Source organism: Candidatus Tisiphia endosymbiont of Melanophora roralis, from assembly GCF_964026575.1.
In the GTDB taxonomy this organism is placed as follows: domain Bacteria; phylum Pseudomonadota; class Alphaproteobacteria; order Rickettsiales; family Rickettsiaceae; genus Tisiphia.
In genome coordinates, this window is record NZ_OZ032161.1 from 1,167,782 (window position 1) to 1,182,130 (window position 14,349).

Consider the following 14,349-nt stretch of genomic DNA (forward strand, 5'->3'; position numbering starts at 1 on the left):
TGATTTGGAATAAAAAAGCAGTTTTATGAAAACTACCTTACCTGAGCGCTCACTAGTGATTAAAGAAAAGCTAGATAATATTGTTAAAGAAATCCTATATGTAGGCAAATCAAAAATAGCGATGATTATCTTATTTGGCTCTTATGCTAGAGGAGATTGGGTAGAGGATATAGAGAAGGTAGGGGATATTAGTTATTATAAGTATCAAAGTGATTTTGATCTTTTGTTGATTTTAAAGAACGGAGAATATGCTGGCTATCCAGCTATAAACCTACAACATAAGATAGAGAACAGGCTAAGTAAAAAATTCTCATTAGATGAAAAACCACCAATTACTCTGATACTTGAACCTATTAGGTTGGTAAATAGGCAACTGGAAAAAGGTCAGTATTTCTTTAGTGATATCAAGAAAGAGGGAATTCTTTTATATGATAGTAGTGAATTTATACTGTCTGAAGCTAAGGAACTATCATGGCAGGAACGCAGACCAATAGCTGAGAAAGATTTTAAATATTGGTTTAGGAAAGGTATAGAATGCATAATTGACGTCCATAATATCTTACAAAGAAATAATTTTAATAAGTGTGCTTTTGAACTCCATCAAGCTACAGAGAGCTTTTATAATGCTATCCTGTTAGTTTTTACTGGTTACAAGACCAAGTCACATGATATACTAGGACTTGGCGATAGAGCTAGAAGTCATCATTACGATCTCTATAAGATATTTCCACATGAGACTCCTGAGCAAGAAGAGTACTTTACGTTACTGCGAAATGCTTATGTTGATGCAAGATATGATCAAGATTATACAATTAGTAAAGAACAATTACTTTACCTTATTAACCGGGTAGAGGAATTAAAGATAGTGACTGAAAAGATATGTCTAGAAAGGATTAATAAAGAAGAATTAATGTGATTATTTTTCCTGAGGTATTTTTTCAATAAAAACTTTATCAAATTAGGAATATATCATAGTACCATACATTTTTCTATAATCGTCATAGCAAGGCTCTTTAGATGCCGTGGCGATCCAAGTAAACAGCGAAGCTGTTTTTTTAGAGTAACGCTTCGTGTATCCTAGATTGCTGCGTCGCCGCTTTTCCGCGACTCCTCGCAATGACGCTCGGAAGACCTCTTAACAACAGTGGCATAAAAAATATACTATGGGAATATATACTCAAATGATCCTACGAATTGGATTTGAAAATGAATGGTGAGCAAGCGTTATAGTATGTGAACATGCGAATCCATGATATTTTCAAAAAACAATTCTTCAAAGCAGAAAAATATACTCTCATTTGCTAAATAAATAGAATGTAAGCATAGTAATTGAGGTTAAAATAATGGAACTTTTTAATTTAACAGGCAAGACAGCTTTAATTACAGGAGCTAGTAGTGGTCTTGGAGAACAATTCGCACGCCTTCTTTCTAGCCAAGGGGTACGAGTCATATTAGCTAGTAGAAGACTAGATAAACTGCAAACTTTATCCTCTGAGCTTAACAATGCTGTTGCCTTGGAAATGGATGTAGCAGATAAAACCTCTGTTCAAAGAGCCTTTGATAGACTGGAGCAACAAAGAGAACTCATAAATATTTGTATTAATAATGCCGGAATTGCAAAACTCACACCAATCTTTGAGTTAGATGAACTGGATGACTTCGAGTCTGTCATAAAAACTAATGTAGTGGGAGTTTGGTACGTTAGCAAAATGGTTGCCAATCATATGAAAAACCATGAAATCCACGGAACTATTATCAATATTGCTAGTGTCAATGGAGAAAATCGTTTACGTGAAAATATCGCTGGCTACTGTGCCTCTAAAGCATCTGTGATTCAAATGACAAAGGCATTAGTAGGAGAGCTGGCAACTGCACATATTCGAATTAATTGTATTATACCTGGCATATTTCATACACCGCTTACAGATTACAAATTAAGTACAGAGAAACAACGTAAAGAATTAGAAGAACTTATACCACTACATTTTGTAGCAGAACCTACTGACCTTGATGGTGCAATTTTATACCTTGCCTCAAACAAAGCATCTAGGTATGTCACAGGTTCATGTATTACTGTTGATGGTGGTGTTTCGTGGGGAGGCAAATAACTCCACTTACGTCAATTAAGAATAATTATTCTTAATTGACTAAGCAGAATTTTAAGAATCTACGATTATATACTCAATGAAAATCAAGAATTGCTAGGAATTACCAAGTCAAGGTGCTAGGCGTACATTTAGTACGTGACTACCTACGATCCCTGAAGACGACAACGCAATTCTTGATTTTCATCGAGTATATAGCTGCTCGACTTTGCTACTGCCTAGCCTGAATATTGCATGATGACAGCAATTTTCTGTCGTGTAGACCTTATACTAAAAGACATGTAGGTCGATTATCTAAAAATACACTTTGTAAATTTATATTTTTTATAAAATTACTGTACTTCCTGATATTATCAATACTTTGTGGGTATTATGATAATTGATTGTACAATATTCAGGCTAGCTCTTCTTGAAGCTCTACCTGAGTATATAACTAGTATAGTCTAATGACTAATATTACCAACACTCATTGATAGGCTGGCTGAAACGAATTTCTCTAAATCTCCGTCAAGTATGCCCTTAGTATCAGAAGTTTCATGGTTGGTACGTAAATCCTTAACCATCTGATAAGGTTGTAATACATAGGATCTTATTTGATGTCCCCAACCATTTTCAGTCTTGGATGCATTTTGTTCATTAATATCATCGGTACGTTTTTTTAACTCTGACTCATAAAGCCTTGCTTTAAGCATTTTCATAGCTTGTGCTTTATTTTTATGCTGCGATCTATCATTTTGGCACTGTGTTACGATATTAGTCGGTAAGTGGGTAATCCTTACTGCAGAATCGGTAGTGTTTACATGTTGCCCCCCAGCCCCGGAAGACCTATAAGTATCAATTCTAAGATCTTTTTCATCTATTATAATGGAAATATCATCATCAATTTCTGGATATACCCAACTGCTAGCAAAACTAGTCATCCTTTTACCTGCGGCATTAAAAGGTGATATCCTAACTAGCCTATGCACACCAGATTCCGTTCTAAACCAACCATATGCTTGGTAGCCATTAATTTTGATAGTACATGATTTTATTCCAGCTTCTTCGCCATTAATAAGATGAATAATTTCGCTTTTAAAACCCAGCCTTTCTGCGAAGCGTAAATACATACGCATCATAATTGATGCCCAGTCGTGGCTTTCTGTTCCTCCAGCTCCGGCGTTGATTTCTAGAAAGCAATTATTACTGTCAAATTCTCCAGAAAATAAACATTCAGTCTCAAATTTTCCGGTAATAATAGATAGTTTCCCTAAATCTTCTTGAACTTGCTGCAAAACTTGTTGATCATTTTCAGTAAATGCCAAATCCTCAAGTTCTAAACATTCCGTAAAATTAGACTGAAGTTGTTTAAACGAGTTAAGCTTGATCTCTAGAAGTCTTTTTTCTTTTAGAATACTCGAGGCCTTCTCTTGATTATTCCATAGATCCGGATCTTCTGATATATTTTCTAGCTCTAAAAGCCTTTTGCTTGCATTATCGAAATCAAAGCGACCTCCTGAGCAGTTCTAAAGACTGTTCGATTTTTTTTACATAATGTTCAATTTCAGCACGCATTGTTAATTTTCCTACTATAAAATGGAATTTTATTATATAAAGATAAAACTTCTTTCTAATTTTAACATTATACCAAATATACCATGAATAATCAAAACTTTATCAGAAATTTCTCAATCATCGCTCATATTGATCATGGTAAGTCTACTCTAGCAGATAGATTAATTGAATATTGCGGGGGGCTGGCAGCTCGGGAGATGAGTCATCAAGTACTTGACTCAATGGACATAGAAAAAGAACGTGGTATCACTATCAAAGCACAGACTGTTAGATTAACTTACAAAGCAAAAGATGGTAATACATACTATCTAAACCTAATGGATACTCCTGGTCATGTGGATTTCTCTTATGAGGTGAGTAGATCGTTAGCTGCTTGTGAAGGTTCTTTGTTAGTAGTGGATAGTAGCCAAGGTGTTGAAGCACAAACTCTAGCAAATGTTTATCAAGCGATCGATAATAATCATGAAATTATTCCAGTTCTAAATAAAATTGATCTACCAGCTGCTGATCCTGATAAAGTTAAGCAACAGATAGAGGACGTAATTGGCATAGATGCAGGCGATGCATTGTTGATTTCTGCAAAAAGTGGTATAGGAATAGAGGAGATACTTGAAGCAATTGTTAATAGGCTGCCATGTCCAAAAACTAATCAAACAGATATTCTAAAGGCATTATTGGTTGATAGCTGGTACGATTCTTACCTAGGGGTAGTAATTTTAGTTAGAGTTATCGATGGAGTTTTACGCAAGAATATGCGTATTAAAATGATGGCTACCAATTCTACTTATAATGTTGAAAATGTTGGGTATTTTACTCCTAGAAAACATATATCAGATATTTTATACCCAGGAGAAATAGGCTTCTTTACTGCTTCAATAAAACAAGTTGCTGATTGTAAGGTTGGGGACACAATAACTGACGAGAAAAGACCTTGTCAGGAATCTCTGCCTGGTTTTAAGCCGCATTTACCGGTAGTGTTTTGTGGTTTATACCCTTCAGATGCTTCACAATTTGAGCATTTAAAAGATTCTTTAGCTAAATTAAAACTTAACGATGCTAGCTTTGAATTTGAAGTAGAGAGTTCAACAGCCTTAGGTTTTGGCTTTCGCTGTGGGTTTTTAGGGTTACTACATCTTGAAATAGTACAAGAAAGATTGGAACGCGAATTTGACCTTGATATGATAACCACCGCTCCTAGTGTGATTTATAAGATTAATATGCGTGGTGGAAATCAATTAGAAATACATAACCCAGCTGATTTGCCACCTGTGCAAAATATCGACTCAATGTTAGAGCCTTGGGTTAAGGCAACAATATTAGTACCAGATGAGTTTTTAGGTAATGTGTTATCTTTATGTACCGATAAAAGAGGGGTGCAAATTGAATTAACTTATGTAGCCGGTAGGGCTATGGTAATTTATCGATTACCGTTAAATGAGATAGTATTTGATTTTTATGATAAGTTAAAAAGTTATACAAAAGGCTATGCTAGCTTTGATTGGGAAATAGATGTTTATCAGGAGAGCGATTTGGTAAAATTATCTATTTTAGTTAATAGCGAGCCAGTTGATGCTTTATCTACTATAGTACATCGTTCAAGGTCAGAATATCGAGGTCGAGAATTGTGTAAACGCCTCAGTGATCTAATCCCAAGGCAATTATTTCAAATTGCTATTCAAGCTGCTATTGGTAGTAGAATAATTGCTAGAGAAACTGTCAAAGCAATGCGTAAAGATGTCTTATCTAAATGCTACGGCGGTGATATAACTCGTAAGCGTAAATTACTGGAAAAACAAAAAGCTGGCAAAAAACGTATGCGTAATATTGGTAATGTTGAGATACCTCAATCTGCTTTTATAACTGCTCTTAAAATAGGAGATGAGTGATTTAGATTACTTCGCTTACGCTCGCTAATAGACTCTGTGGTATAAGTATTTGTAAACTTTCAACAGTTGTGACCAAAGTGGCTTCTCGCTAATAAACTCTAGGCTATTTTCCCTATGACTTTTAAATGCCATGCGTAAGGTAATGGTATGGATCTCCTGATATAAAGAATGAAAAGCAGTTGTTAATCTTCTAGAGTTAATATTCAATATATTAAAACAACAAACAGGAGGCTAAGATGGAAGTTACCACAATTGGTATAGATATTGCAAAAAGAATTTTTCAAATTCATGGTGTAGATAAAAATGGTAAGACGGTATTAAAGAAAAAATTGATGAGAGATCAGGTTTTAACATTTATGGCTAATACGCCAAAATGTTTGGTAGGAATGGAAGCTTACGGTGGAGCTAGTTACTGGGCAAGAGAAATAACTAAATTGGGACATATAGTAAAACTAATGACTCCACAATTTGTCAAACCGTATGTTAAAACTAATAAAAACGATCAAGCTGATACTGAAGCTATATGTGAAGCTGTGACAAGACCTAATATGAGGTTTGTACCAATTAAAACTATAGAACAACAAGATATTTTGTCAATTCATCTGGTAAGAGAGAGATTGGTAAAAACCGTACGGCACTTGCGAATGAAATTAGAGGATTATTACATGAATTTGGTTTTATTATTCCTCAAGGGATCAATAAGGTTGTGATAAAATTAACTGAGATTTTAGATGAAGGAAATTTAAGTCAGCTAAGTTATCAAACGTTTAGTGAGTTAAAAGAAGAGTTTTTGGATAATGATAAAAAAATAAAAGAGAGAGAAAAGAGATTAAAAATAATAGCTGGATTTAAACATAGTAATAAGGTATTGTAGGCTGAATTTAGTTCGTTATTAAATAATAATTATGCAAAGAACAGCTGCGGTTACCAACAAAAAAACACAAATTAAAGAATATACTTCTTTTATCTTTACAATATTTTTGGCACTGATGATAAGATTTTTTGTCATGGAACTTTTTTTTGTGCCAACAGGTTCAATGAAAGCAACAGTGCTAGAGAATGATTATATTTTTTCAACAAAATATTCTTATGGATATAGTAATTATTCTTTTCCTTTTAGTCCCAATATTTTGAATGGGAGAATATGGGCGTCACAGCCACAAAGAGGAGATATAATAGTTTTTCGCCCACCAAATAATATGGATATTCGATTTATAAAAAGACTAATTGGGCTACCTGGAGATAAAGTACAATTAATCAATGATGTAGTGTATATAAATGATAAAGCCATAGAACGCACTGAAATTGGTACATATACAAGTGGAGAAGGAAAAAATTATATAAAATATAAAGAAATATTACCTAATGGTGTAAGTTATTTTTCTTATAAATTAAAACAAAATAATCATTCATTAGTAAATAAATATGGTAATACGGAGAGCTTTTATGTACCAGAAGGTAAGTATTTCTTTCTTGGAGATAACAGAGATGAATCGAATGATAGTAGGATAGATCTAGGATTTGTACCGTTTAAAAATTTTATAGCCAAAGGACAATTTATTATTTTTTCTACAAAAGAAGAATTATGGCAAAGTGATATTGGGATAATTAATCAAATACTCCGTGTTGGTACTTGGCTGACATCTATTAGATTTAACAGAATATTTACATCCCTTTATACAGATAAAATATAAAATGATAACAAGTAAAGAATCAGCTCTTTCTGCTCCGGAAAATCTTGAACAAGATATAGGATATAATTTTAATAATAAAGATATTTTACTTGAAGCGTTAAGTCATCCTTCCCTTAAGCAACATACCCTAAAGCATGGAATTCAAAAAAACTATGAACGTTTAGAATTACTTGGTGATGCAATAATTAATTTTATCATTACTGAAATTTTATTTAAAAATTTCTCTACTTATGATGAGGGGAAATTAGCAAAAATTAGAGCATATCTAGTCTGTAAAGAATCACTTTGCAAAGTAGCTGCAAAAATCAATTTGTCAGACTATATTATTATGACCCATGGCGAAGCAGTATTAGGGGGAAGACAAAACCCTAATAATATTGAGAATACTATGGAAGCATTAATTGCTGCCATTTATCTTGATAGTAATATTGATACGACCCAAAAAATAGTATATGATTTGTGGTATGAGTTTATATCTATTACTGATTTAACTGATTATGACCCTAAAACTACTCTTCAGGAATTAGCACAAAGCAAGGGAATTGAAAGACCCGTGTATGAAGTGATAAAAAGAGAAGGATCTCCACACGCATCTATCTTCACTGTATTAGTAAAAATGGAAGCCTACCAACAAACTGGTACTGGTCATTCAGTTAAAGAAGCAGAAAAAGTTGCGGCTCGTAAATTAATGAACTACCTCAACAAGTTGTAAGGTTTAATCCGTGGGAATATCTCAAAAGACAATTTCTCTATGTATAATCGGTAAACCAAATGCTGGTAAATCATCATTATTAAACAAACTTATTGGACAAAAAATCTCCATAGTAACGAATAAAGTTCAAACGACTCGCTCCATTATAACTGGAATAGTTACTATAAAAGATACGCAGCTGATAATACTAGATACTCCAGGTATATTTGAGCCAAAGAAACAGCTGGAAAAAGCAATGGTACGGTGTGCATGGTCAAGTTTACATGGTGTAGATTTAGTTTTATTGATAATAGATAGTACGAAACCTATAGACCAATTTACTTTACAAATACTAAAAAAATTACAAAATCTTAAAATAAATTTAATGTTTTTGTTAAATAAGATCGATATTCCTTCTAAATACCTAGAAGAAATAGAAAATATTATAAGGTCTCAGTTCATAAATGCTAATATATTTAAAATATCCGTTTTAAACGGCGAGAATATCAATAACTTACTAAGTTACATACAAAGCCAAGCAGAGCTGTCGCCTTGGCTATACGAAGAAGATAATGTTACTAACCTACCTATGCGGTTTTTAGCAGCTGAGATAACTAGGGAACAATTATTCTTGAATCTCCACCAAGAATTACCTTATAATTTAACTGTTCAAACTGAAATGTGGCAGGAGAATAATGATAACTCTATCAAAATTCATCAGGTAATAGTGGTTTCAAAGAATTCTTATAAGACTATTATTTTAGGAAAAAATGGTTGTAAAATTAAAGAAATAGGATCTAAGGCAAGAATAGAGATGCAGCTAGCTTTTGATTGTAAAATTCACCTTTTCCTTTTTGTGAAAGTACGTGAGCTTTGGGAAAATGATCCACACTCATATAGCCATATGAGATTGCAACAAACCTCAATTTCGGATTAATTTCATTAATCCGAAATTGGAATGAGAATGTAAACAATCAGGCTTAAAGCGGTTTGACGCCTGATTGTTAAATATTTCATTTGCTAATAATCTTATTTTTATTGGTATACTGCTCGTAAATGAAGAGTTGATAGACGAAGATCAAAATCATGAAGTGCTAGGAGTCAAAGGGTCGAGGTGCTAGGCGTACATTTAGTACGTGGCTACCTACGATCCCTGAAGACGACAACGCAATTCTTGATTTTCATCGAGTATATAAAAATAAGATTATTAGCGATAATAGATTAAAATGCATTCGTACCAGCCGCTTCAAGAACGCATTTTTCTGAATATTCTAGCCAGTTTTGGATTAAAATTTTTAAATTTAATCCAAAACTGAGGTAACAAGTTTAAATATGAATTTTAAAGATATAGGTATAATAATTGCCAAAAAACCACTAAAAGAAAATACGGCTATTATTACAGTTTTTACTGAAAATCATGGCTTATATTCCGGTGTAATACGAGAAACATCTAAAAAATTTGGCTCTGTAAATCAACAAGGTAATATTGTTGATTTTTTTTGGCAAGCTAGATTACACGAGCATCTAGGAATGGCTAAATGCGAATTAATAAAATCTTACGCTGGTCTTTTAATAACTAATAAAATTAAGCTTTACGCTTTTAATTCAATTATTAGCCTTATTAAGATGGCATTTCATGAAAGAGAAAAACACAATAAATTTTTCCCAATTTTTGTAAAATATTTAAGTAGTCTAGCAAATAGTTTTATTTTTGAGGAATATATTAAATTTGAATTAGCCATACTTCAAGAATCAGGCTATGGTCTTGATCTGTATAAATGTGCGGTAACAGGTAGTAGGGAGAATCTAGGTTATGTCTCGCCAAAATCTGGAAGAGCTGTATGCTTATCAGAGGGGTTACCGTATCAAGACAGGCTTCTAATCTTACCACAATTCCTAACCTCCACTAATAGCCAAATTACTAATAATGATAAAAAACAAGCTTTTAATTTAACTACATATTTTTTTCACCGGTATTTCTTTCACAACCAACAACAACTACATGCACGAGAGAATTTCATAGAATATATTATTCGATTCGCAACACTCACATTGTAAAAATAAAACTTATAGAAAATCATCCTCCAAAAGCAGAATCTGAAGAATTGTTTTGCTTTCTAGATCCCCCCCGGAAACTACTAAGTTTTTTAGATCTAGTCGGATGCTTCAATTTGCGTAGTGCTTTGGACTCTATTTGCCTAATACGTTCCCTAGTAACGTTGAATTGTTGTCCAACTTCTTCTAGTGTATGATCAGTACTCATTCCTATACCAAATCTCATTCTTAGAACTCTTTCTTCACGAGGAGTAAGAGTTGCTAAAACTCTAGTTGTGACCTCTCGTAAATTCGATTGAATTGCTGCGTCAAGCGGTAATACAGCATTTTTGTCTTCAATAAAGTCTCCAAGATAACTACCATCATCATCGCCTATTGGATTTTCTAAGCTAATTGGCTCTTTAGCTATTTTCATTACTTTTCGTACTTTATCAACTGGCATAGAAAGGCGAGCGGCAATTTCTGCCGGAGTCGGTTCATAACCTAGCTCGTTAAGCATCTGCCTAGAGGTACGAATAATTTTATTGATCGTTTCAATCATATGCACGGGAATACGTATGGTTCTAGCTTGATCAGCTATAGCTCTAGTAATAGCTTGCCTAATCCACCAAGTAGCATAAGTGGAAAATTTATATCCCCTACGATAGTCAAATTTATCAACAGCCTTCATTAACCCAATATTTCCTTCCTGAATTAAATCTAAAAACTGTAATCCACGATTTGCATATTTTTTAGCAATTGAGATAACTAGACGCAGATTAGCCTCTATCATAGCTTTTTTTGCCCTAAGGACTTGTCTTTCACCCTTTTGTATTGTATGCACTAACTTTTTAAATTCAATAATTGGCAAACCAATAGTCATTTCCATGGTTTTTAATTCACTAATCATTTGATCAATAGCATCAGATTCTTTAGCAAGGAAATTTTTCCAATTAGATTGCCTATTTTTTTGCATTTGCCTTTTCCAGCTTTCATCAATTACTGCTCCCATATATTCATTTAGGAAGTTCTGACGACTTATGCCATATTTCTCAGCTAATTTAAGGAAGCTCCCTTCTTTAGTTACTAATTCTCTATTTAGACTATATATTTTATTTAGAATTTCTTCTGTCCTTTTAGAGTGAAAATGGATACTAGAAATTTCAATAATTAGTAATTGTAGATTCTTGGTATATTTTTTGTTATCATGCAATCCTTTAGGCTGAGGATAACGTGTGTAATGTTTTTTTGCCTCAATTAACAACTCTTCAGAAAGTTTAGAAACTTTTTCCATACGCTTGATAACACTAGGTAATAACTGTAACTCAATAGTAGCTATTGATAAATTACTAGCTTCTTCATGTTCTTCATGATCTGATTCTATATAATTATTTTGATTCTCTTCAGAATTACTATCATCCCCGTTGAGCATATTAGCTTCTAGATCAATCAAATCTCGGAGTAGTATTTTTTCATTAACTAAATCTTCATGCCATTTTATAAAGAATTTCATCGATATTGGATTTTCACAAAGTGACTTAACCATTATCTCTTTGCCTTCTTCAATATCTTGGGCTACTTCTATTTCAGTCTCACGAGAAAAAAGTCCAACTCCTCCCATATCTCGTAAATATAATCTTACTGGATCATCGGTCGTACCTAAATTTTCTTCTTCACTTTCGTCTTCAGGCTCACGATCAACATTATTAGATAGTTTAAATTCATCATCTACATTAATATCAAGTTTGATCTCGTCATCATCACCTTCTATAATATCAACTCCAGCCTCAGAAAACTTTGATATTACCTTTTCTAAATCGTTTACTGATATATTATTAGTCATTGGAATGACTTTATTTAGATCATAATAAGTGACTGCAGTGCCTTTTTCTTTAGCTGTTTTAACTAGGTTATCAACTGCAGTACCAACTGCAGTACCTTTCACATCTATTTTCTCTTTTGCTTCTGTCATAATTTATAAACCTTGGGTCAATTAGTAAAAGATTCGTTTAGATTATAAATCTCTTTAGAGATTTTCAAAATTTCTTCTCGATATAATATAGCTTTTTTTAGCTCTTCATCTGAGCCATTTTGAATAATTGAGGTATATTCTTGTTTTAATAGCACTAGGTGATGTTTTTTATGCAACCATTGCCAAAGTAAGTCAGAATCGATATCATCCTTATTAAATGACAAATCTAGAAATAGATTATTGGATTTTGACAATACTGAAAAAGTGTCATAAAATCCAGTTTTTTCTGCCAAACCAATAATATTTTCCTGATCTAATATATCGTTGCTAATAATTTCTGCAAAATACCAATCACGAAAAGCTTCAAGCATTTTATTTTGGAAATTTAACGTTAATAAGAAATCCTTTATTTCTTGCTTTTTGGTCATTTCAGGAAATTTAACCAATATTATACAAAAAGTTTGTTCTAATATTTCGATTTCTGAATAGTTAGGAGTGGTAGATGTAATATTTGAACTTGTTATAGTTACTTTATTTTGCCGTTTAATTAAATTTTGCCATATCTGATCTTTAAAATATCGATAATAATTATTGCTAAGTAGTTTATCCTTTATTTGTTTACAATAATCTCCAAGATTTTTTTCCAAAATAGCTTTGTCTTCTGGAGTTGAGAAAATCTTACCTTCATATTCAGAACGCCAAATCATTTCAGATAGATTAATTCTTTTATCAAAAATTTGTGTAAAACTTCCTACACCATCTTTATTTATAATATCATCAGGGTCACTTCCGCTAGGTAACACCACAAAGGAAATTTTCTTATTGCCATTTATCAGAGGTAGTACTAGATTAATTACCCGATGGGTGGCTTTTATTCCTGCTATATCCCCATCTAAACAGAGTACTATTTCATCTCCGGCACGCCATAATTTTTGTAGGTGATTCTCTGTAACCGAAGTACCAAGACTTGCCATTGCCTCTTTAAAACCAGCTTGGTGCAAGGCAATAACATCCAAGTACCCTTCAACTAAGATTGAATGATTTTTCTTATAGGCAACACTAATCGCATTATTCTCCCCATATAATGTTTCATTTTTTTGAAATAATATGGTTTCCGGAGAATTTAAATATTTAGGTAACCCCTCACTAAGCACTCGCCCCCCAAAACCAACTACTTTATTATAAACATTTTTAATCGGAAAGATTATCCGATTATAAAATATCTCATATATTGTACCATCATCTCGCTTGCCCACTAAGCCTGCTTTTTGAAGTTTTTTCAAAGATATTGATTTTTTTTCAAAAAATTTCTGTAATGCTTTAGCTGGAGGAGCAAAACCGATGGAGAATTCCTTAATTGCTTCTTTACTAATACCGCGGTCATGTAAGTAGCTACATACTTCTTGTGACAATTGTGATGTAAAAAATCTTTCAGCCATCTCTAAGATATCAAATAGTTCATCCGATTCTTCATAGAGTTTCTGTTGTGCTGCTGTTAATTTAGGCAATTCAATGCCATAATCATTAGCAAGTTTAATGGCTGCTTCCTTATAAGATAAACCGCTAAAGTTGGAAACAAACTTTATAACATCCCCGTGAACAGCACAGCCAAAGCAATAATAAAACTTCTTGGCGTCGTTTACAGTGAATGATGGAGATTTTTCAACATGGAAAGGACATAATCCCGAGTAATTTCCAGATTTCTTAGTTAAGACTACTTTTTGTCTAACAACATCTGATAAATTAATCCGAGTTCTAAGAAGTTCATAAAATTCTAATGGAATTCTCATAAACTTAAAATAAAGGTGAATATGATTGTAGAGAAACAGTAGCTAAGAGGTATTAATAAATTATCGTTTATTGATACCTCTTTTGAGTAGAATTCACTAATAGTAGCAACTATAGAACTAATTATGATAACAGTAAAACTAGTGTGATAGCCGATGAAAAAATACACTAATATGCTAATAAAAATTGCAGAAATTAGAAAGGCAATGGAACCTTCCAATGATTTGCCATTTTTTAGAGGCGTACCTATTTTTGTACCCACTAACGCAGCAAGACAATCAGCTATTATCAATATAAGCCAAGATGAAATCGCTAAACCTTTTGAAAATAAAAGAGCAGTTAAGAAAAACCCAACCACCATAAAACTGCTACCACTTAGTCTGAATAAACCACTCTGTTCTTCAGGTCTCATAAACTTTCCAAGAAATTTATCTGTAAATTTCTTAACATATAAATTATAATGCCTTGTAATATCTATATATAATACACATATTATAAGTAGAAATAATAGTGTAGTAACAACTAATTTAGATGAAAATAAATAAAAAAGTGGTATAATCAAGCTGTATAAATGGAAAGTTTTACGTTGTATTTCAAAATTAAAGAGTTTAGTTTGCATAATAAC

12 protein-coding genes and 1 pseudogene are annotated in these 14,349 nt (G+C 32.8%); 9 read left to right on the forward strand and 4 right to left on the reverse strand.

Annotated elements, in window-relative coordinates; all coding sequences use genetic code 11:
* The first annotated feature begins 25 nt into the window (after positions 1-25).
* Together AAGD53_RS05565 and AAGD53_RS05570 are read left to right on the forward strand one after the other, a co-directional pair.
* Complete coding sequence (locus AAGD53_RS05565) at positions 26-916, forward strand: HEPN domain-containing protein (RefSeq protein WP_341762512.1); 891 nt, start codon at positions 26-28, stop codon at positions 914-916.
* 427 nt (positions 917-1,343) lie between these two features.
* Positions 1,344-2,108, forward strand: coding sequence for an SDR family NAD(P)-dependent oxidoreductase (locus AAGD53_RS05570; protein WP_341762513.1), 765 nt, complete (start codon positions 1,344-1,346; stop codon positions 2,106-2,108).
* 440 nt (positions 2,109-2,548) lie between these two features.
* Here the strand turns inward: AAGD53_RS05570 and prfB are convergent.
* Positions 2,549-3,659, reverse strand: a protein-coding gene (gene prfB / locus AAGD53_RS05575) for a peptide chain release factor 2 (RefSeq protein ID WP_341762514.1) whose coding sequence is annotated in 2 segments (ribosomal slippage) — positions 2,549-3,589 and positions 3,591-3,659 — 1,110 coding nt in all. Because the reading frame shifts where the segments join, the coding sequence is not laid out codon by codon here.
* Between the two features lie 83 nt (positions 3,660-3,742).
* Here prfB and lepA point away from each other — a divergent pair.
* From lepA to recO, 7 genes and pseudogenes are all read left to right on the forward strand, one after another.
* On the forward strand, positions 3,743-5,545 hold the full coding sequence (lepA, locus tag AAGD53_RS05580) for a translation elongation factor 4 (protein WP_341762515.1): 1,803 nt from the start codon (positions 3,743-3,745) through the stop codon (positions 5,543-5,545).
* 236 nt (positions 5,546-5,781) lie between these two features.
* Positions 5,782-6,278: pseudogene (locus tag AAGD53_RS05585) on the forward strand (IS110 family transposase); the annotation flags it as partial.
* Positions 6,252-6,419 (forward strand): hypothetical protein, encoded by a 168-nt coding sequence (locus AAGD53_RS05590; protein WP_341763456.1) that lies wholly within the window; start codon positions 6,252-6,254, stop codon positions 6,417-6,419. The pseudogene AAGD53_RS05585 and the gene AAGD53_RS05590, both read left to right, overlap by 27 nt.
* A gap of 31 nt (positions 6,420-6,450) precedes the next feature.
* Complete coding sequence (lepB, locus tag AAGD53_RS05595) at positions 6,451-7,239, forward strand: signal peptidase I (protein ID WP_341762516.1); 789 nt, start codon at positions 6,451-6,453, stop codon at positions 7,237-7,239.
* Position 7,240: 1 nt separating this feature from the next.
* Entirely contained in the window at positions 7,241-7,951 is a 711-nt protein-coding gene (rnc, locus tag AAGD53_RS05600; RefSeq protein WP_341762517.1) for a ribonuclease III, read from the forward strand.
* A gap of 10 nt (positions 7,952-7,961) precedes the next feature.
* Positions 7,962-8,867, forward strand: a complete 906-nt coding sequence (gene era / locus AAGD53_RS05605; protein WP_341762518.1) for a GTPase Era — start codon at positions 7,962-7,964, stop codon at positions 8,865-8,867.
* Between the two features lie 395 nt (positions 8,868-9,262).
* On the forward strand, positions 9,263-9,988 hold the full coding sequence (recO, locus tag AAGD53_RS05610; protein WP_341762519.1) for a DNA repair protein RecO: 726 nt from the start codon (positions 9,263-9,265) through the stop codon (positions 9,986-9,988).
* A 19-nt stretch (positions 9,989-10,007) separates the two neighbouring features.
* Here the strand turns inward: recO and rpoD are convergent, their stop codons facing one another.
* From rpoD to AAGD53_RS05625, 3 genes are read right to left on the reverse strand one after another with little or no spacing between them, the layout of a single operon-like run.
* On the reverse strand, positions 10,008-11,936 hold the full coding sequence (rpoD, locus tag AAGD53_RS05615; RefSeq protein WP_341762520.1) for an RNA polymerase sigma factor RpoD: 1,929 nt from the start codon (positions 11,934-11,936) through the stop codon (positions 10,008-10,010).
* Between the two features lie 17 nt (positions 11,937-11,953).
* A complete protein-coding gene (gene dnaG, locus AAGD53_RS05620; RefSeq protein WP_341762521.1) occupies positions 11,954-13,726 on the reverse strand; it encodes a DNA primase in 1,773 nt (590 codons plus the stop codon).
* Entirely contained in the window at positions 13,723-14,343 is a 621-nt protein-coding gene (locus AAGD53_RS05625; RefSeq protein WP_341761429.1) for a diacylglycerol/polyprenol kinase family protein, read from the reverse strand. The genes dnaG and AAGD53_RS05625 overlap by 4 nt, the downstream gene beginning before the upstream one ends.
* Between the last annotated feature and the right edge of the window lie 6 nt (positions 14,344-14,349).